Source organism: Fictibacillus sp. EA-CB0309 (assembly GCF_055814265.1).
In genome coordinates this window covers 1,165,333-1,183,466 of record NZ_CP169271.1, presented here as the reverse complement: position 1 = coordinate 1,183,466, position 18,134 = coordinate 1,165,333, and the positions used below count along the sequence as shown (strand labels likewise).

Annotated in this window: 16 protein-coding genes and 7 pseudogenes; 6 read left to right on the top strand and 17 right to left on the bottom strand. The window is 40.7% G+C overall.

Going from position 1 to position 18,134, the window contains the following annotated elements; translation table 11 throughout:
* Nucleotides 1-40: 40 nt before the first annotated feature.
* The 11 genes and pseudogenes from ACEWFH_RS06555 to yutH all read right to left on the bottom strand — a co-directional run.
* Nucleotides 41-1,513 (bottom strand): annotated as a pseudogene (locus tag ACEWFH_RS06555) (carbamoyl phosphate synthase large subunit); the annotation flags it as partial.
* Complete coding sequence (locus ACEWFH_RS06550; RefSeq protein WP_473726593.1) at nt 1,506-2,558, bottom strand: carbamoyl phosphate synthase small subunit; 1,053 nt, start codon at nt 2,556-2,558, stop codon at nt 1,506-1,508. The pseudogene ACEWFH_RS06555 and the gene ACEWFH_RS06550, both read right to left, overlap by 8 nt.
* An 84-nt stretch (nt 2,559-2,642) precedes the next feature.
* Complete coding sequence (locus ACEWFH_RS06545) at nt 2,643-3,797, bottom strand: acetylornithine transaminase (protein WP_473726592.1); 1,155 nt, start codon at nt 3,795-3,797, stop codon at nt 2,643-2,645.
* Nucleotides 3,794-4,219, bottom strand: a complete 426-nt coding sequence (locus ACEWFH_RS06540) for an amino acid kinase family protein (RefSeq protein WP_473726591.1) — start codon at nt 4,217-4,219, stop codon at nt 3,794-3,796. The genes ACEWFH_RS06545 and ACEWFH_RS06540 overlap by 4 nt, the downstream gene beginning before the upstream one ends.
* Nucleotides 4,207-4,536 carry an amino acid kinase family protein gene (locus ACEWFH_RS06535; RefSeq protein WP_473726590.1) on the bottom strand — a complete coding sequence of 110 codons (330 nt, stop codon included), beginning with the start codon at nt 4,534-4,536 and terminating at the stop codon, nt 4,207-4,209. The genes ACEWFH_RS06540 and ACEWFH_RS06535 overlap by 13 nt, the downstream gene beginning before the upstream one ends.
* Nucleotides 4,537-4,551: 15 nt before the next feature.
* Nucleotides 4,552-5,777, bottom strand: a pseudogene (argJ, locus tag ACEWFH_RS06530) (bifunctional ornithine acetyltransferase/N-acetylglutamate synthase).
* Between the two features lie 19 nt (nt 5,778-5,796).
* Nucleotides 5,797-6,830: pseudogene (gene argC / locus ACEWFH_RS06525) on the bottom strand (N-acetyl-gamma-glutamyl-phosphate reductase).
* A 96-nt stretch (nt 6,831-6,926) separates the two neighbouring features.
* Nucleotides 6,927-7,061, bottom strand: coding sequence for a hypothetical protein (locus ACEWFH_RS06520; RefSeq protein WP_473726589.1), 135 nt, complete (start codon nt 7,059-7,061; stop codon nt 6,927-6,929).
* A 161-nt stretch (nt 7,062-7,222) separates the two neighbouring features.
* Nucleotides 7,223-7,999, bottom strand: coding sequence for an SDR family oxidoreductase (locus tag ACEWFH_RS06515; RefSeq protein ID WP_473726588.1), 777 nt, complete (start codon nt 7,997-7,999; stop codon nt 7,223-7,225).
* A gap of 12 nt (nt 8,000-8,011) precedes the next feature.
* Nucleotides 8,012-8,977 (bottom strand): 2-hydroxyacid dehydrogenase, encoded by a 966-nt coding sequence (locus tag ACEWFH_RS06510; RefSeq protein WP_473726587.1) that lies wholly within the window; start codon nt 8,975-8,977, stop codon nt 8,012-8,014.
* 325 nt (nt 8,978-9,302) lie between these two features.
* Entirely contained in the window at nt 9,303-10,325 is a 1,023-nt protein-coding gene (yutH, locus tag ACEWFH_RS06505; RefSeq protein WP_473726586.1) for a spore coat putative kinase YutH, read from the bottom strand.
* A 195-nt stretch (nt 10,326-10,520) separates the two neighbouring features.
* On the opposite strand from yutH, the pseudogene ACEWFH_RS06500 reads away from it, so the two are divergent.
* Nucleotides 10,521-11,017, top strand: a pseudogene (locus tag ACEWFH_RS06500) (phosphatidylglycerophosphatase A family protein).
* 331 nt (nt 11,018-11,348) lie between these two features.
* Here the strand turns inward: ACEWFH_RS06500 and ACEWFH_RS06495 are convergent.
* The 3 genes and pseudogenes from ACEWFH_RS06495 to ACEWFH_RS06485 form a co-directional block, all read right to left on the bottom strand.
* Nucleotides 11,349-12,116: a TIGR01457 family HAD-type hydrolase gene (locus ACEWFH_RS06495; RefSeq protein ID WP_473726585.1), complete on the bottom strand. Its 768-nt coding sequence runs from the start codon at nt 12,114-12,116 to the stop codon at nt 11,349-11,351.
* A gap of 66 nt (nt 12,117-12,182) precedes the next feature.
* Nucleotides 12,183-12,839, bottom strand: coding sequence for a helix-turn-helix transcriptional regulator (locus tag ACEWFH_RS06490; RefSeq protein ID WP_473726584.1), 657 nt, complete (start codon nt 12,837-12,839; stop codon nt 12,183-12,185).
* Nucleotides 12,840-12,921: 82 nt separating this feature from the next.
* Nucleotides 12,922-13,361: pseudogene (locus ACEWFH_RS06485) on the bottom strand (DUF86 domain-containing protein).
* A 124-nt stretch (nt 13,362-13,485) separates the two neighbouring features.
* Between ACEWFH_RS06485 and ACEWFH_RS06480 the strand changes: the two are divergent.
* Nucleotides 13,486-13,740, top strand: a pseudogene (locus ACEWFH_RS06480) (DUF3055 domain-containing protein); the annotation flags it as partial.
* A 92-nt stretch (nt 13,741-13,832) separates the two neighbouring features.
* Nucleotides 13,833-14,129, top strand: coding sequence for a hypothetical protein (locus ACEWFH_RS06475; protein WP_289494634.1), 297 nt, complete (start codon nt 13,833-13,835; stop codon nt 14,127-14,129).
* A 97-nt stretch (nt 14,130-14,226) separates the two neighbouring features.
* On the opposite strand, the gene ACEWFH_RS06470 is transcribed toward ACEWFH_RS06475, so the two are convergent.
* On the bottom strand, nt 14,227-14,493 hold the full coding sequence (locus ACEWFH_RS06470) for a YutD family protein (protein WP_473726583.1): 267 nt from the start codon (nt 14,491-14,493) through the stop codon (nt 14,227-14,229).
* Nucleotides 14,494-14,613: 120 nt separating this feature from the next.
* Here ACEWFH_RS06470 and ACEWFH_RS06465 point away from each other — a divergent pair, with 120 nt between their 5' ends.
* Nucleotides 14,614-15,225, top strand: a complete 612-nt coding sequence (locus tag ACEWFH_RS06465) for a YhcN/YlaJ family sporulation lipoprotein (protein WP_473726582.1) — start codon at nt 14,614-14,616, stop codon at nt 15,223-15,225.
* A gap of 40 nt (nt 15,226-15,265) precedes the next feature.
* On the opposite strand, the pseudogene lipA reads toward ACEWFH_RS06465, so the two are convergent.
* Nucleotides 15,266-16,149 (bottom strand): annotated as a pseudogene (gene lipA / locus ACEWFH_RS06460) (lipoyl synthase).
* Nucleotides 16,150-16,353: 204 nt separating this feature from the next.
* Here lipA and ACEWFH_RS06455 point away from each other — a divergent pair.
* Both ACEWFH_RS06455 and ACEWFH_RS06450 read left to right on the top strand, forming a co-directional pair.
* Nucleotides 16,354-17,355, top strand: a complete 1,002-nt coding sequence (locus ACEWFH_RS06455) for a M23 family metallopeptidase (RefSeq protein WP_473726581.1) — start codon at nt 16,354-16,356, stop codon at nt 17,353-17,355.
* Nucleotides 17,356-17,515: 160 nt separating this feature from the next.
* Complete coding sequence (locus ACEWFH_RS06450; protein ID WP_473726580.1) at nt 17,516-17,950, top strand: hypothetical protein; 435 nt, start codon at nt 17,516-17,518, stop codon at nt 17,948-17,950.
* Between the two features lie 78 nt (nt 17,951-18,028).
* Here the strand turns inward: ACEWFH_RS06450 and ACEWFH_RS06445 are convergent, their stop codons facing one another.
* Nucleotides 18,029-18,133 carry a methionine/alanine import family NSS transporter small subunit gene (locus ACEWFH_RS06445; RefSeq protein ID WP_473726579.1) on the bottom strand — a complete coding sequence of 35 codons (105 nt, stop codon included), beginning with the start codon at nt 18,131-18,133 and terminating at the stop codon, nt 18,029-18,031.
* Nucleotide 18,134 lies beyond the last annotated feature (1 nt).

Genomic DNA, 18,134 nt, shown 5'->3' with positions numbered 1-18,134 from the left:
CTGTTACAGACCAAATGTCAGACAAATATGAATCGGAAAAACCTAACTTTTTGGCTTTCTTCAGCTGCTCTTTCTCGACGGTATGCAGTTTCGTTTTTTGCAGCGAGTGGTCCATGGAAACCATCTCGTTAAATATGGCTAAAAAGTAAGGTGTGATCTGTGTTAATTCATGAATTTTGTCTGCCGAAATTCCTCGTCGCAAAAGTTCCAGTACGACAAAAAAGCGGCGGTCATCTGCAGAAACAACAAGATCAAGTAACGTATCTTCATGCATAACAGATAGTTCTTTTAAATACATACCGTTCGTTTTAAGTTCAAGTGAACGGATCGCTTTTTGAAAGCTGAAGCCATGTTTCTCTCTAACGCCATTACTTCTCCCGTTGCTTTCATCTGTGTTCCAAGATTTCGGTCTGCATGATGAAACTTATCGAACGGCCATCTTGGCATTTTTACAGCAACATAATCCAATGCAGGTTCAAAACTTGCAAAAGTCGTTCCTGTTACCGGGTTTTTCAGTTCATGAAGGTTATATCCGAGTGCCAGTTTAGCTGCTATTTTTGCGATCGGGTATCCCGTCGCTTTTGATGCAAGAGCGGAAGACCTGCTCACACGCGGGTTTACTTCAATTAAGTAATATTCAGATGTATGAGGATGAAGAGCGAACTGAATGTTGCATCCCCCACTATTTCAAGCGCGTTGATAATCGTTAACGACGCTTTTCTGAGAGACTGATACTCATCATCTGTTAACGTTTGGCTTGGAGCTACAACAACCGAATCGCCGGTATGTATGCCGACAGGATCAACGTTTTCCATGTTGCAAACCGTAATGCATGTTCCGTTTTTGTCGCGCATCACTTCATATTCGATCTCTTTGTAGCCCGCAATACTTTTTTCAATTAAGCATTGGTTGATCGGACTGGCTGACAGACCTTGTTTAACAAGTGACGTAAGCTTCTCTTTGGTTGGTGCAATACCTCCGCCAAATCCTCCAAGCGTATATGCTGGACGAACAATAACGGGATAGCCCGTTACTTCAGCAAATTCAATGGCCTCATGGTGAGATGTTACGACCTCACTTTCAGGCACCGGTTCTCCAAGAAGCTTCATCAATGAACGAAACTCATCTCGGTCTTCTGCTTTTCGAATCGAGTGAATGTCTGTGCCTAAAAGTCTAACGCCATATTTTTTCAAGATTCCTTTATCATGAAGTTCCATCGCTAAGTTAAGCCCTGTCTGACCGCCAACGGTTGCTAAAAGTCCGTCAGGCTTCTCTTTTGAATGATCTGTTCTGCGTATTCTGCCGTTAGCGGCTCTAAGTAAATAACGTCTGCAAAAGTGCTGTCCGTCATGATTGTTGCAGGATTGTTGTTGATTAGAACAACCTCTATACCTTCTTCTTTTAACGCTTTGCATGCCTGTGTGCCGGAATAATCAAATTCAGCTGCCTGCCCGATTACGATTGGGCCAGAACCAATAACGAGCACTTTTTGAATGTCTTGTTGTTTAGGCATAACTTCTCACCTTCTCTTTATGTTGTACGGTATGGATGAAGTTTTGGAAGATTTCTTTGTGTTCATTTGGACCAGGTGCTGCTTCTGGGTGGAATTGGACACTCACAATGTTATATGTGCTATGCCATAGCCCCTCAACACTCTGATCATTCACATTTTCAAACCAAACGTTAAACCCGGTAGCTGCTAAACTCTCTTTTTTTACGACATAACTATGATTTTGAGAACTCATTGACACCTTCCCCGTCTTCAGGTTCATAACCGGATGATTCGCCCCGCGATGACCAAACTTCAACTTGCGTGTTTCACCGCCAAATGCTAGTGCTAGAATTTGATGCCCGAGACAGATGCCGAGCACGGGATAGCGGACGGCAATATTTTTATAACGATGAAAATAGTTTGAAAACCTCATAGGGTCACCTGAACCATTTGAAAAAACGAAACCATCTGGATTGAGTTTCTCAATGTCAGCTAAATCGTGATCAAAAGGAACAACAGTAACGGTGCAGCCCTCATTGACTAGAGCGTCAACAATGGACTTTTTGTATCCAAAATCTATCAAAACGATATGTGTATTTCCTGATCCTGCTTTCGTAATGGTTGTTGCTGGCCAATATTCTTCTAAAGAAAAACATTGTGGCTGTGTATTAGGCAGGTGCATAACAGCAGGTAAAGACCCTTTCTTTCTGATCTGCTGGATAAGAGACCTTGTATCCACATTTGTAAGCGCAGGAATATCGTGCTCATTGAGTAAATCTGCTAGTGATTGGCGGCTCCCTTTTTCCTCAAATGAATAACACTCAGCCATCACAACACCGGCTACTTGAATTTTTGCAGATTCCATACTTGCAGAGTCAAAACCATAGTTCCCAATGAAAGGATAAGAGAAAACAACGATCTGTCCTTGATAAGAAGGATCTGTCAATACTTGTTCATATCCTGTCATTCCTGTATAAAATACAATTTCTCCTGAACCATAATGATGGTTTCCAATCCAGTCACCTTCAAAAGAAATGTCATTTGATAAAGTAATGCAGCCTTTCATGATGCATTCCACTCCTTGTATAAAACATATACTTGTTTGTATTTTTATTCACTTATACGTATAAAAAATAAGGATTATTCGTCCTTAAATGGCTTTTGTATACATGTTGTTAAACGCTTCGGTGACGATTTGCAGTGCAGTTTCTAACTCTTCATCTGTTACGGTTAAAGGTGGCAATAATCGAATTACCTTCTCACCAGCCGGAACCGTTAGTAAGCCGTTCTCTTCAAGGGCTTTCATTAACTCGCTAGCATGATCACACTCAATACCTATCAATAACCCTTCTCCTCGAATTTCATTTACAAATGGCAGTTTCATTAAGGTATCTTCTAATCTCTTTTTAAAATTTATACCTTTTCTTTCTACCTCGCTTAAAAAGATGTCGTTAAAAACGATGTTTAAAACCGATTGGCTTACTGCACACGCTAACGGATTTCCTCCAAACGTTGTTCCATGACTGCCTGGTCCAAATGCTTCAATTAACTTGCTTTTACCAAGCATAGCCCCTATTGGAAAACCGTTGCCTAACCCTTTTGCGAGAGTCACCATATCAGGATCTAAATCAAAATGTTCATAAGCATATCTTTTTCCTGTTCTGCCAATCCCCGTCTGAACTTCATCTATGATTAAGAGAATGTCATGTTTCTTGCACATTTCTTGCACTTCTTTATAAAACGATGGATCAGCTATTTTTACCCCGCCTTCACCTTGAATCACTTCCAACATAATCGCTGCTGTGTCAAAGTCAGCCGTATTTTTGAGCTCCTGAATATCGTTCCAAGGAAGATGGATAAATTCTGAAAGTAGCGGTCCGTAGCCTTCTTTTATTTTCTCTTGACCAGTTGCTGACATAGAACCGAATGTGCGGCCATGAAACGAATCGTTAAACGTAATGATCTTATTTCGTTTTGTGAATTTTTTCACAAGCTTGATGGCAGCTTCGTTTGCTTCAGCCCCACTATTACAGAAAAAAGCAGCGTCTAAATTGGTTTGATTAATTAAGGTTTCAGCAAGAAGCTCTTGTTGCTGTATTTCAAAAAGATTAGATGTATGCCAGATATTCTCACTCTGTTCCCTTAATGCTTTTACCACTTCAGGATGACAATGCCCTAGACTGGTTACAGCGATTCCGCTTGTGAAATCTAAATAACGCTTGTTGTTTTGATCATAAACGATTGTTCCGATTCCTTTTTGAAGCTGTATTTGTTTTCTTTTGTACGTAGGAAAGAGTGAACTCATGAAACCATGACCTCCTTAAGCAATTTAGTACCTGAGAGTGTTTGATCCGTGATTAACACTTCTTTAATATTCAAATCCAGACACTTTATAGCTGCCTCCACTTTCGGTACCATTCCTCCATGGATGTGGTTTTCATCGATTCCATTAAGTATTTCAGAAACAGTTAGTGAAGCCGTCCATTTTCCGTTAATTTGAATGCCTGACGTGTCGGTAACAAAGCATATCGAGTCAGCTGATAAAACAGCTGCCGTTTCTCCTGCCGCTGTATCGGCATTGATGTTCACTGTTTCACCATTGTCTGTTACACCAAGAGATGCGATTACAGGTACCTTACCTGAGTTCAGCACGTTTTCAATGATTTCTGTATTTATCTTTTTAACACTTCCAACCCATCCATATTGCTTCACATCTAAAAATCGCATTGTATGAGGAATTGCTCTGATCCGCACAAACCATGTGCTGAGATCCCTTGTTGATTAAGCACATGTACAAGGTTTTTGTTGGTGATGTCTTTTAAAGCAACCTTAACGCAGGAAAGCGCTTCTTTTGTTGTTATTCTTATTCCGTTCTTCATTTCTAACGGAAGTCCTGATTTCTTAAGTTTTTTATTGATCTCAGGTCCACCTCCGTGAACGATAACAATTTTTTCACCTAGCTCAAGCCTTTTTTTAAGAACATCAAAAAATGCAGGCTGTAGATCAGCTAGTGTACTTCCTCCAATTTTCACAACATGAAACACAACACTCACATCCTTTTACGTTCGATAGCTTGCATTGATCTGAACATAGTCATACGTTAAATCGCATCCCCACGCCCGGCCGTTACCGTTTCCTTCAGATAAAATAACGGTAATGTGGATTTCATGGCTTTTTAAGTAGTTTCGAACTTTCTCTTCTGAAAAAGGAACAGGTTCTCCGTCTACAACGACTTCATTTTCGCCTATTAAAATCTTCACGGCATCTGGATTAAATTTAACTCCACTGTATCCTGCTGCGGCGATAATTCTGCCCCAGTTCGCATCACATCCAAAAACAGCTGTTTTAACAAGAGGTGAACCTACTACGGTTTTGGCTATGATTCTAGCTTCTTTTTCTGTTTTCGCACCTAACACATTAACTTCAATGAGCTTGCTTGCACCTTCTCCATCTTTCGCAATAAGTTTGCCCAAATCTTCACAAACGAGGACAAGTGCTTCTAAGAACAGTTCCCATTCAGGATGGTTTTTGTTCAGCTCTTCATTCTCACCCATTCCGTTTGCCAGCATGAGCACCATGTCATTTGTTGAAGTGTCACCGTCCACCGTAATGCAGTTAAACGTTCGCTCCACCGCATAACTGAGTGCTTCGTGAAGGTCACCTTGGTTGATCGCGGCATCTGTTGTAATAAAGCCAAGCATCGTAGCCATGTTTGGATGAATCATTCCAGACCCTTTGCCTGTACCTGCAATCGTGATGTTTTTATCATTGATTTTCAGGGAGTACGCTGTATTTTTTGAAACGGTGTCTGTTGTTAAAATCGCCTGTGAGAAATCTATTGAACCTTTTAACTCTGAATCTAGGACTAGCTTTTGGATCCCTGCTGAAATTTTATCCATAGGCAGATGTTCACCGATTACACCTGTAGAAGCTACTCCAACATAATGAGAAGGAATATCAAGCTTTTGAGCGGTTTGAAGCTGCATGTTCTGTGCGTCAGCTAATCCTTTTTTCCGGTACATGCATTTGCATTACCTGAGTTAACGATAACCGCCTGAAGCTTTCCTTCTTGTGAAATGCTGTTCTGCGTAATTTTCAGCGGAGCTGCCTGTACTTGATTTGTCGTATAAACACCGGCTGCGTTTGCTGGAGTGACGCTGTATAACAAGCCTAAGTCGAGCTTTTTATGTTTCACACCACAATGAAGACCGCTCGCGTAAAAGCCCTTTGGAGTCGCAATATTAATTCCTGTTATCTTTTGAATAGCCGCCTTTGTCGCCTGCATGTATCCTGCCTCCTAATATTTACGGGAACATCGGTGAATGTTTTAGTCCCTCTGTTTCATCGAGATCAAACATCACGTTCATATTTTGAACGGCCTGACCTGCTGCCCCTTTTAACAGATTGTCAATGACAGAAACAATCGTAATTCGATTCGTACGTTCATCAACAGCAAAAGTGAGATCGCAATAATTGGACCCGTAAACTTGCTTTGTAAACAGGTTTGTTTTCTCGTCATAAACACGTACAAAGTGTTTTTTGTTGTAGTATTCGCCGTATATTTCTTTTACAGATTGAGAGTTAACATCCTCTTCTAATTCCGCATACATCGTAGCCATGATTCCTCTTGTCATTGGAACGAGATGTGTGTTGAACGTAATTTTTGTATCGATGCCCGTGATTGTTTGAATGGTCTGTTCAATCTCAGGAATATGCTGATGCTGATGTATCTTGTAAATGCTTAAACTATCGTTGACTTGAGAAAAAGCGTTCCTTTGTTAGGTGATGCACCCGCTCCCGATATCCCGCTCTTAGCATCGATCACAAGAGATGTGTGCTTAATCATGCCTGACTTTAATAACGGGAGAAGTCCAAGCAATGTTGCGGTTGGGTAACACCCTGGGTTCGCGATCAATCCCCCTTTTTGGACTTCTTCTCTGTTCCATTCCGTTAATCCGTAAACCGCTTTATTCACAAGTGATGCTGCTGGAGGTTCTTTGCGATACCATTTACGATATGTGTCTCTGTTCTTGATACGAAAATCTCCTGCTAAATCAATGATCTTCAAATTCTTGTTGACTAGAGGAGGAAGCAACTCTGATGAAACACCGCTTGGAGCTGAGCAAAATAATATGTCTAGTTCATCTATGTGAAGTTGTTCTAATGAACGAAGCGGATGATTAACGATTTGGTATAAATGCTGAACTTCATCTGAAAGCTTTTGACCTGCCTTGGAGGATGAATAGAGAAATACGTCCGTAATCTCCGGATGTGCAGATAATAGCCGGAATAGCTCCATACCACCATATCCGGTTACGCCTATAATTCCTGCTCTCAAATCACATCACTCCTTAAATAAGTTATGGTTCATTATAGGACTGTATAAAAATTAATTCAAGAGTATATTTATAAATTTTTTATTTTATTTGATTGTTTAGTCAAACACGGTGTTTTTGTGAGTAGTTGATTTCCGTTCCAGGTGCTTCGCTTTCCGCGGGGCAAGGAAGGCTTCGGCAGCGTCGCATCGCACGAAGAAAATGTGCTTTTTCATTTTCGAGGAGTCTCGCATCTTACACTCCAATTAACTTGTCAATGAAGAGAATGAACAAAATGAGCCAAAAGCAACAATCTTTTAGAGTAGAGCTTACAAAAAAAAGCCCTCTAATAAAAAGAAAACTGACCTTTTGGTTCAAGAATCAAACCACAAAAGCCAGTCTCAAATGTTATTTATTATTGTCTTAAAAACCCGCCTTCTGAATGGATAATTTGTCCTGTTATCCATTCTGCTTCAGGCGATGCTAAAAACGCGATCAATCGTGCTGCATCTTCTGGTTTCCCGATTCTCCCCAGCGGAAACTTGGGCAGAAGAACGTTTTGCACATCTTCAGTCATCCAGCCCGTATCTGTTGGACCTGGATTAACCGCATTAACGGTAATTCCTTTATGTCCGATTTCAGCTGCCAGCGTGACAGTCAGCGCATCAATCGCTCCTTTTGTTGCAGCATAGGCAAGCTCACCTGTCATCGGACCCTTTGACTGACCTGAAGTTAGATGAGTAATGCTGCCTCTTTCGCCAGTAAAATGCTTTGCGAATTCTACGCTTAAAAGGGTCGTAGCCCGAACGTTGATCTCGTAATGTGAATCAAGAACGTCACTCGTTGTATCTTCCCACTTGTGATTTTTTGAAAAACAAGCGTTGTTGACAAGAATACTTGGAGCTCCTAATTTTTGTTCTACTTTTTCAAAGAGAAGTGGAATTTGATTAGAAACACTCAAGTCAACTTCTTCATAAACAGACTTCACGCCATGGCTCTGAATTTCTTCAACAAGCCGATCGGGATCACTTTGATGATTGCCTGTGTGCATATTTTTGTCATATGTACCCCATGTCGTAAAAAAGATATTTGCTCCTTTTTTTGCAAGCTGTAAACAAACGGATGCTCCGATGCCATTTAATCGGCTTGCCCCTGTGACGATTGCTGTTTTTCCTTCTAAAGATCGATTCAATACAGTTCCTCCTTATGTGACAGGTGTTTCTGGCTCTTTTCCGTTCAGTATGTTTGCTATGTTTCTGCAGGCAAGTTCAGCCATTTTCATTCTTGTTTCTACACTGGCACTGCCGATATGCGGGAGCGCTACGACTTGCTTCATCGACAATAACGGGTGCTTTGGATCGATTGGTTCTTTTTCAAAGACATCCAGTCCGGCGCCAGCGATCGTTTTGTTTTGAAGTGCTTCTACAAGGGCTTCCTCATCAACCGATGCACCTCTGCCGGCATTGATCAAGATCGCATTTTCCTTCATACTCTGAAAAGCTTCTCTGTTAAACATTCCTTTAGTTTCTGAGGTTAATGGTGCTAAAGAGACAACAAAATCTGATTGCTTTAAGAGCTCATGAAAATCTTTGTATTCTGCATTTAGTGAGACTTCAGCTTCAGGCTTTCGGTTTCGATTGTGATACAAAATTTTCATATCGAACCCTTTCGCTCGTCTTGCTACCGCTTCACCAATTCTGCCCATCCCAACGATTCCGATTGTCTTGTGATGGACATCTGTTCCTGCGAGCAATAACGGTCCCCAGCTGTTCCATTTTCCTTCTTTTACATAATTAGCTGATTCCACAATTCTGCGAGCTGTTGCAAGAATCAGAGAAAATGCCAAATCTGCCGTAGAATTCGTTAGTACATCTGGTGTATTGCAAATTGTGATGTCTAGGTTGCCTGCTGATTTTATATCGATGTTGTCATATCCGACCGCTAGATTTGCTACTACTTTTAGGGATGAAGCTTGTTCGAACAATTCAGCATCGATGTTGTCGGAAAGCATCGTGAGCAGCCCGTCTGCTTGTGAAGCCTCCGCTAAAAGTACATCACGAGGAACCGCTTCTTCTTCATGCGGCCACATGTTGATTTCTGCTATCTGCTTCAATTCAGCAAGTGTTTCCTCAGGTAGTTTTCGTGTAATAAAAACATATGGTTTTTGCATCCGCTTTCACTCCTTGTTGTTATTTTCTCATGTGGTGGTAAGAAAATAAAGAAATCGGAGCTCGATGAATTGTTTTTCTAAAAGGCTGCATCGTATTTTGTCGAAAATCGGATAAAAAATTTTATGTACGTAATTATTTGGCTTGTACACGTAATTATGAAGCTTATCTACGGATATATCAGAGATTACTACGTAAATAATTTCGAGTTTTCTTCAGATACGAACATTCCTCTTATTTGTTCGCCCTGCATGAACGACACATCTCTTACGCAACAAAAAAAGAGAGGTGGATCTCAAAATTGCACTTTTGAGTCACCTCTTCTTTTTAAATCATCGGAACCAGCCAGTCGACTACCGGAATATTCAACTCACGAACTGGCAAACCGATGGACCTAAAGAAACTTTTTAGGAAGTATTCATTTTGTTTTTCACACGAGATTAAGTCAGTAAAGCGGCGTACATATAACTCTTTTCCAATATCTCTTTCGTTGGCATAATGTTCTTCAACCGTGTCAAAGTATTGTGAAGGGAAAAGTAGTCTTCCATACAGAAGTCGCCAAGCCCCTTTTGATAATGGCTTTACTTTTTCATATTCATCGATCAATTGTAAAACTTCGTGACTTCTGAACTCTGGCTGATAAATTTTTTCTCGGATGCATTCTGCAACATCTCTCATTGGACTGTCAATCACCCAGCCCACAGGTAATTTCACATAACTGTTCGACGTCCTGAGCCAGGAACGTTCAGTGAACCTGTCATAACAGATGGCGGCAGAACCGATTCCCTTTGGTCCTCTTTCTAACTGATAATCCGTAATGTATTGAATAGCGTTTTCTGCCATTCCCTCATAATACGGAAAAGTAGTGAGAAACAGTTCGTCAAAGTCATTCTTTTGTTTTCTTGCTGATACTTCTGCATACCTGTTATGCATCTCATCGACACGATTGATCCATAACACTGGCCACTGGCCGTATGCAATTTGCTGAACAGGATAATATTGCTCAAGCCCTTTACCGCGTTTATGAAATTCTGCGAGTTCAGAACCTAGTTCAATATTGCGCTGTTCTCCTTTTTGGTGCTCTACTTTAAAAATGATTACGGACTCGCCATCAACATAAGCACTTGGCATGTTCGTAATGGTCGGCTGCAGTACGGGCAGATGACTTTCTCCGCGCTGCTGTAGGTAGTCACTGATATATGACATTTCTTGCAGTTTTTCATAAGACATTTGCTGCTGTGGAATCACAATGTATTGATTTCCCTTGCACGAGAATGTTCGATAACCTGATTCAGATCTTCTGTCTTCACAAACCAGTTGGTAGTGATGAAATATATCTCTTTCAAACAAAGGCGATCCCCCACCCCTTCAGCTTTCCAGCGGCTATTTGCTATACATAATAAAAGCGCAACACCGCATTAATGGATACCACATTATATGCCCATATAGGCGAAGTGGTTAGCACTTTTTATAAATTCATAACTTTATCATGAAAACATATACTATACAAAGCTAAGGAGACTAATCGAGTAAAGGAGTACAGGGATGCCAAACAAAAAAGTGGAAAGAGTCGAAGAAACAGCACGTAAACAGCTGAACGAACGGGGCGTTACGGTAAACGATATAGCTGAACTCGTTTATTTTCTCCAAGTCCCCTATCATCCTGATCTGAAAATGGATGTGTGCCGAGAAAATGTTGAAAGAGTCATTGCTAAACGCGAAGTACAAAATGCTATTCTTACAGGCATTGCACTTGATGTGTTAGCAGAAGAGAAAAGCTCGAACAGCCGCTTCAAGAAATATTGGCTCGAGATGAAAGTCTTTATGGAATTGACGAAGTGATTGCACTTTCTATCGTGAATATATACGGTTCAATCGGTTTTACGAACTACGGATTTATTGATAAGCAAAAGCCTGGTATTTTAGAAAAGTTAAATGATAAATCTACAGGCAAAGTTCATACGTTTTTGGATGATATCGTGGGAGCTATTGCAGCGGCTGCATCCAGTCGATTGGCTCATCGCGCAGCAAATGAAGAATAAAAATAAGGCTTAAGAACAAGAGGAATTCTCTTTTGACTTAAGCCTTTTTTATTTTCTATCAATTGATGTTGCTATTTCTTACACTTGGGAAAGCAAACATCCTGAAACTGAAAGCAATCATTTTTAGTTTAAGTTCTAATCTAAATGTTGCTTGAAAGTCATATTGACAAGTTGAGTGGAGTGATAGATGCGAGACTACGCCTAGGACGAGCGGTCAGTTGAGACCCCTTAAGGCGCAAAGCGGCAGGGGCTCACCGCACGCCCGGGAAAAGCGAGCATCTGAAACAGAATTCAACTACTTTCAAGAGGATCAGAGTTATAGGTATTAAGCTTATTTAATCTCCCACTCATCCAATCCGTTTACAGTATAAGTTGGATGCACTTCGACTTCTTCTAAATGCTTTTTTGTCGTTACTCCTGTGTGTACAAGCAGCGTATCCATTCCCGCACGAATACCGGCCATAATATCCGTTTGGTAGTTGTCACCTATCATAAGTGTATCTTCTTTTTCCGTTCCGAGCTTTTCCAATGCCATCTCCATAATAATGGACTCAGGCTTACCAATAAACGTTGGTTCTGTCTGCGTAGAAACCGTAATGACAGACGTTAAAGATCCGTTCCCTGGCAAAAGTCCTCTTTCTGTTGGAAGTGCGATATCGCCATTTGTAGAGATAAATGTAGCTCCGTTTCGAACCGCAAGACAAGCTTTAGCTAATTTTTCATACGTAATGGAACGGTCGATTCCGATCACAACAAAGTCTGGATTCTCTTCAACAAGCTGAAGCCCTTTTTCCTGCAGCGCTTCTCTAATGCCATCTTCTCCAATACAATAAACAGTCGCATTTTCTTTTATTTCTGCAATATAGTTAGCCGTTGCCATGCTTGTTGTGTAAACATGTTCAGCAGATGCTGGTATATCAAATCCTTGAAGCACATCTGCCACTTGTTTCTTCGTCTTAGAGGAGTTATTCGTTACAAATAAATACGGTAGATTTTGTTCGTTTAGTTTTTTCACAAAGTCTACGGCTTCCATAATTCTCTCAGTTCCGCGATACATCGTTCCGTCTAAATCAATTAAAAATCCTTTATATGCTTTCATCACATTCTCTCCTTTTATGTACACTTATCATTTTGCCCACAGCAAAAAAAACACACCTGAAGCGGTCTACACTTCAGATGTTTGCTTTTCTTCTTTTATGATATAACAGCAATAATCTCCGCCTTTAGCCATACACGTCTTCCGCTCTACATCGTCTGTTTGAAGCAAGCGCTTAAACAGAGAGAGTTCACATGAACAGGCTTGCTGATATTCATTGGCCACCATAGCGATTGGGCAGTTGTACTCTGTTAATACATACGTACCAGGATCTTCTCCCGGCTTCCAATCGACCATGTATCCTGCCTCATTCTGAATGTTGGCAAGTTCGTTAACCTTTTGTTCAAAATCAGAAAGTGTATTCATTCGATCTTTGTATTTATCCTGCAGACGATTTTCACGTCTTTTAAATAATATATCTACCGTATCTGTTCCACTCACTTCTTCAATATCTTGTAAAAATTCTACTGTAAGTCCTGAATAGTTTCGTGGAAATTGTTCGTCCCCGCTTGCCGTCAGATGATAAAAATGAATTGGTCTTCCCATGGCTTGCCGCACCAGAGTGGTTTCGATCACATGATCCCGCTCTAATGTATTAAGATGGCGCCGAACAGCCATTTCTGTTATGCCAAGGGATTTCGCCATTTCCGTAACGGTCATCCGTTTATTTCTCTTTAAAAGATAGATGATTTCATCACGGGTTGAGGTGTGATTCTTCATGGTCATCACCATCCTTTGTTACCATTTTACCGTAAATACTAGAAAACGTACATTTTTATATAAAAATGTATAAAAACTATTTTCTATTTTATTCAGGCAAAAATGCTGAAACAGGGCCGAGTTCCTCTTCTAGATAACGTTTAATGTGAAGGGAAAAGCCTCGAGTTCTTGTTTGTGTTTATTAATGGTATCGTATATTTGTTTAACATCTGCTGAAGTATATTCCTGTACAAGTGACTTGCGAAGATTTACAACTTGCTTCAATGAAAGTGCTTCTTCATTCGGAATCACTTTTTCATCAATTAGGATATCGAGAATGTCTTCAAAGCTCCCAGGGTCGCGCATAATAAATCCGTCGATAATCATGTTTCCAACGTCCATCATGGATTCGATCAACAAGTGCCCGATTCTTTCTAATGCCAGCACTTCCAGCTGTTTTTCCGGTAGGGACATTTCCTTAAAGGCAGTTAATAAATCGTTCATATACACTAAATGTTCATTGATTTTTTTTCGATCAACAAAATACATAGTCATCACCTTTTGTAAGTTTCTCAAGTAAAGTGTAACATAAAGTAGGAGCAATCATGATTAACTCAAATGAAAATTTGGTGATGTATTTATTGGAGGAGGAACAAAGAATGAATGAAGAAACTTTTTCTTATACGATGATAAGGAAACAACGGAAACCCGTTTTGTCAGCTTTATGGGAAGAAATACACGTTTTGATCTAGCGATTGTAAAAACAACACGTCATTACGGGAAGTCCCTCGTTTTAAATATGCTTGGCAGTCATTACGCGATTATCGGCCAGGACGATTTAGAAGAGGAAGGTTATTTAGAACACGCGTTTAATTTAACAGAAGAAGATGCGATGGAACTTCGTGATTTTTTAGCTGATGTCGTTTAAGCAGTAATCAAAATGTACCAAGAAAGAATCATGCTCTATGGGACAAACTTTAGATAAGGATATGTTCTTATCCTAAACTGGCCTATGAGAGGATGGTTTTTTTGTTCGAAAAAGAAAAAAGGCAATACACCGATTTTTCGAATGTGGAGACCGGTCGTAACTATGTACTTCCCGAGGATTTACCTGAAGGTCCATATGGCTCGCCCATCAAAAGGGCTTTAGGGAAATCGACTCCTTGGAGAGAAGAACAGCGATACTATAGTGCCTTTAACTATGAAAACAAAAGCCTTCATGCTGGGCTGGAAAGACAAGATCCTGGTGCCCATCCTACACATGATGACCCAGAATATCATACAGAACAGCCTTATGACGATTCTCGTGGGTCATAAAGAAAACTTGGCTGCCTTCAGTAAGCCTTGTCCTGAATTTACTGCTGTAGCAGATCATCGCTCAGACAAAGAAAAACCCCTGAATGAACTCAGGGGTTTACTTTTTTACTACAAAATACGGACAACCGAAATTGCAATATTCATAAATGTATTCCGGCAATGTGCTGATTTTCGTATCGAACGTAGCCTTTTCGTGGTTATCTTCAAAAAAGCCGCGAAGTCGAAGCTGTTCGTATCCGAGATCACCAACAATATAATCGTATTTATGTAAAATCTCACTGTAGCGCGCTTTAAATTGTTCCTCATTAAAGGCTTCACGTACATCTTCAATCACTTCATAGGAATAATTACCAACTGTAATCAAAAATGCTTCACCTCATTTCCTGATACTTATTTTACCATGTTTGTACCTTTTACAGCCAACAATTTCTTCGTAAAGTAATTGGGTTTAAGGTCATTCTAATGAATAAGGAGGTGAACACCTGTGAAAAAATTAGGAATGCTATTATTGATCAGCATTGTGCTCTCTGGATGTGGCGGTGATGATCAAAAGAAAATGGGCCAGGAATACAAATTTTCAAAAACGAACGTAAAAGATGAGAATCGGATTGGCAACAACATGAACTATGGGGATTTTGGATATATGCGTCATATGTCCGGGGATAAAGTCAAATCAGGAAACGGGGTACCATACTTAAATCGTCAAAAGCTTGCAGATATGATTTCAGATATGGTTCTTCAATTACCCGATGTTAAAGATGTCGGCACATTAGTTACGGATGAAGAGGTTCTAATCGGCTACAAAACAACAAACAAGGACCGAAACGCTGCTGCAGACCAAGTGAAGATGACTGCTTTCTCGGTTGTACCGCGGTACTTCCACGTGTACGTATCAGATGAAAAAGGTATGATCGATAAGATCGAGCAGTATCAATCATTAAATAATGATACGGAACAAATAGAAGGTATTATGGACCGTTTGATTCAACAAATGAAAAAAGCCCCTCAAGGTAAGAAATGGAACTATGGGGAAAATGAGAATGGTGAGATGAACGGGGAAACCAATAATATGCGCGGTGAGATGGAAGGAAAATAAAAACCAGAAGCAGATCGTTGCTTCTGGTTTCTTTTTTGATTTAGCTGTTTTGTGCGGCTGCATTAACTTGCTCATCTGCATGGTAAGAAGATCGCACAAGCGGTCCTGACTCACAGTGCTTGAATCCTTTAGAGAATGCGATATCACGCAGCTCTTTGAACTCTTCCGGCGTATAGTACTTGATAACCTTTAAGTGTTTTTTCGTAGGCTGCAAATATTGTCCGATGGTCATAATATCTACGTTATTAGCACGTAAATCATCCATTGTTTCAATGATCTCTTCCCATGTTTCGCCAAGCCCTATCATTAGGCTGGATTTGGTTGGAATATTTGCGTTCATTTCTTTTGCACGTCTTAAGAACTCCATCGTTCTGTCGTACGTTGCACGTGCACGAACTCTTGGAGAAAGTCTTCTCACTGTTTCGATGTTGTGGTTCATAATATCAGGTTTTGCATCCATTAACGTTTTAAGTGCATCAAAGTCACCTAACATGTCAGAAGGAAGAACTTCAATGGAACAGAATGGGTTACGTGCACGTACCGCACGTACTGTCTCAGCGAATACATGAGCTCCCCATCTTTAAGATCATCACGTGCTACAGCTGTAATGACTACGTGTTTTAGTCCCATTTGTTCAACCGATTCAGCAACACGTTCTGGTTCTTGCAAATCCAGCTCTGTTGGCAATCCTGTTTTTACTGCACAAAAACGGCATGCTCGCGTACAGATGTCACCTAGTATCATGAATGTAGCGGTTTTACGAACAGCCCAGCATTCGTGAATGTTCGGGCATTTCGCTTCTTCACAAACGGTATGTAGCTTTTTCTCACGCATCATTTTCTTAAGTTCTTTATAATTTTCATTTGTGTTTAGCTTTATTTTTAACCACTCGGGTTTACGTACATATTCTTCTTTCTTTGCCATCATCATCACCCCAAATTTTCTTGGTCTTAACTATAATGAACGTTTGTTATTTAGTTTCTAATTAAACATTATTGTCCCATCAATACTCTACCATACGACAGGCCAAAACTCCAAACAAGAGTTTTTTCCAACATTTTTCCTTCATGTTTTTTCCTAACTTCAACAAACTATAGGTAAATGAAAGAAAGGAGTGGATTGGGACGTATGAGGAAATTTACAGTCCTGTTCCTCACTCTGGCAGCCCTTCTAATAACCTTTCTCCCGGAAAGAAATAGTGAGGCAGCAGAGCGATTTACGAAAGAAGATGTGGAAAGGCTTAGCCTCTATAAAAAAATGGAGTCTGTTACACTTATCCCATGGCACTATTTTGCTGGGGTTGACCAATATGAACGAAGTGTAAGAAAAGCGAGAAGAGATCTGCCTGCAAGAAAAGGTCTTGTCGGCATTTACTTTTCTCCCATCCAATGGTCTGGTCCGATCAATCCGACTATGGATGATACAAACCCTGAGCGGATTTCGATGTTTGGGGGTATCGGAAAAGATGGAAACAATGACGGAATAGCTGACAGAAACAACGATGAAGATATTCTATTTACCTTCGCGGAAATCATTCAAAAACATGGTCATGATATCGAGAATTTCAGAATCGGACTGTGGAGCTATTATCAACGGGATAAAGCCGTTGATATTATTATGGAGAATGCAAAGATCTATGAGACATATGGTACGGTTTCTTTAGATAAACACAGCTTTATCGTGCCTTTAAGGTCGAACTACAGCTATCGAAGCACATGGGGTGATCGCCGTGGTTTTGGCGGATTGCGTATCCATGAAGGGACAGATATTTTTGCAGATTACGGTGTGCCAGTTAAAGCTGTTTCTTATGGAATTGTTGAAGTAAAAGGCTGGAACCGTTTCGGCGGCTGGAGAATAGGGGTTCGCGATATCAACAATGTGTACCACTATTACGCCCATTTAGGCAGCTTTAATAAAACGATTGAAAAAGGATCTATCGTAGAACCTGGCATGGTGTTAGGCTATGTCGGAAGTACCGGCTATGGACCACCTGGAACGTCAGGCAAATTCCCGCCTCATCTTCATTTTGGGATGTACCGTGATAACGGGTATACCGAGTGGGCGTTTGATCCGTACCCCTATTTAAAAGCATGGGAACGTCAGGAACGAATAAGCAATAGGCGAAGATAATATTTGGTCTTGATGAAAAAGAAGCTTGAGGGCTTCTTTTTTCATTTGGAGGAATGGGTGGATAATTGCTGGCGAGCGTAAATCCATGTAGTCGAGTATAAAGTCGCTCTTAAATCTTAAATGGCGCTCGTATTTTCCGTATGGCGCTCGTATTTTCCGTATGGCGCTCGTATTTTCCGTATGGCGCTCGTATTTTCCGTATAAGTCGCTCTTAAATCTTAAATGGCGCTCGTATTTTCCGTATAGCGCTCGTATTTTCCGTATGGCGCTCGTATTTTCCGTATGGCGCTCGTATTTTCCGTATGGCGCTCGTATTTTCCGTATGGCGCTCGTATTTTCCGTATGGCGCTCGTATTTTCCGTATGGCGCTCGTATTTTCCGTATGGCGCTCGTATTTTCCGTATGGCGCTCGTATTTTCCGTATGGCGCTCGTATTTTCCGTATGGCGCTCGTATTTTCCGTATGGCGCTCGTATTTTCCGTATGGCGCTCGTATTTTCCGTATGGCGCTCGTATTTTCCGTATGGCGCTCGTATTTTCCGTATGGCGCTCGTATTTTCCGTATGGCGCTCGTATTTTCCGTATGGCGCTCGTAAATCTCGAGCTCTGCTCTGATTTACGAACGCCATAGCATGAAAAAAGCTGATTCTTCAACCGAAGAATCAGCTTTCTTATTATTTTCTCCTAGAAACACGAACTACATTTGCAATACTTGCTAGAAGCCCGCCCCACAGGATGACCATGCCGATTACCATCATTGCAATTGCACTACTAGTCATA